Below are 488 nucleotides of genomic sequence, written 5' to 3' on the forward strand. Positions count from 1 at the left end.
TCGAGGTCCCCGCCGGTACGGCGGCCGGCCCACGTCAGGGCACGTTTGATGCCGGCTTTCGTCGTCGGGAATGCAGCAGTATCGACGTGCTCACCAGACTTGGTCAGCACACTGTAGACGTGGTTCTTCGCGTGGGTGTCGACGCCAACGACAAACGCGTACAAATGCGAGATGATAGTCATGACGGTTCGTGATTCTCCTGTGTCGGAACGGATGAGGTCCGACCGTCAACGCGGTCGGCTCCGGTCCGGGAGATAGTCACGTCGAAACACTACTGTGATGAGTCACGTTCGATCAGGAACGGACAACCTTCTGATCAAGTTATCGATGTGGGCCGAGCCGGTGCCGACCGCCCACCAATCACCAGACAGATCCCGACGAGGACATCGTTGGAGTCAGTAGCAATTAGAGTCATGATGATCGATGGAACGGTCAGTCCCTACTCTGCCAGCCAGTCCCAGACCAGCCACTATCAATACTCACAGTAG

Annotated in this window: 1 pseudogene; it reads right to left on the reverse strand. The window is 57.2% G+C overall.

Features of this window, described 5'->3' with window-relative positions:
- Window positions 1-182: pseudogene (locus ACPUD7_RS17810) on the reverse strand (IS110 family transposase); the annotation flags it as partial.
- Window positions 183-488: the final 306 nt, after the last annotated feature.

Source organism: Brevibacterium sp. FAM 24630 (assembly GCF_049804075.1).
Taxonomy (GTDB): Bacteria; Actinomycetota; Actinomycetes; order Actinomycetales; family Brevibacteriaceae; genus Brevibacterium.